Origin of the sequence: Pseudomonas sp. MWU13-2100, from assembly GCF_023242365.1 — a bacterium.
GTDB lineage: Bacteria > Pseudomonadota > Gammaproteobacteria > Pseudomonadales > Pseudomonadaceae > Aquipseudomonas.
On sequence record NZ_JALLIX010000138.1, the window covers coordinates 1 to 573 of the forward strand.

Annotated in this window: 1 protein-coding gene; it reads left to right on the forward strand. The window is 67.4% G+C overall.

Annotated features, from left to right (window positions below; all coding sequences use genetic code 11):
• On the forward strand, window positions 1-573 hold a 573-nt coding region (locus tag M5B99_RS29735), incomplete at both ends, for an ImcF-related family protein (protein WP_248807472.1).

The window sequence follows — 573 nt, forward strand, 5'->3', positions numbered from 1 at the left end:
TGACAAGGCCCGCCCCGACCGCCGCCTGGGCTGGCCGGCCACGCGCATCGGTTATGCCTGCGCGCTGGTCCTGGCACTGGTGTGGGGCACCGGGCTGCTGCTGTCCGGCGCCAGCAACCGGACGCAGATCCTCCAGGCGCGCAGCGCGTTGACGGCATTGCAGCAGTCATCGTCAGGCGACGAACAACTTCAAGCCCTGAACGAACTGGTCCGCGAACTGGCCCGCCTGGATTATCGCGCCGAGCACGGCGTGCCTTGGTACCAACGCTTCGGCCTGAACCAGAACCCAGCCCTGCTCGAGGTGCTATGGCCACGTTATGTCGAGGCCAACAACCGGCTGCTGCGCGACCCGGCGGCGGCCAACCTGAAAGCCCAGCTCAGCGCTCTGGTCAAGTTGCCCCCGGACAGTCCCGAGCGTCTCAACCGAGCACGGAGCGCCTACGCACAGCTCAAGGCCTACCTGATGATGGCCCATCCGGAGAAAGCCGATGCCAGCTTCCTGGCCCAGGTCCTGGGGGACGCCGAACCGCTGCGCGCCGGTTTTTCTCCGGGCCTCTGGCAAGGCTTGGCACC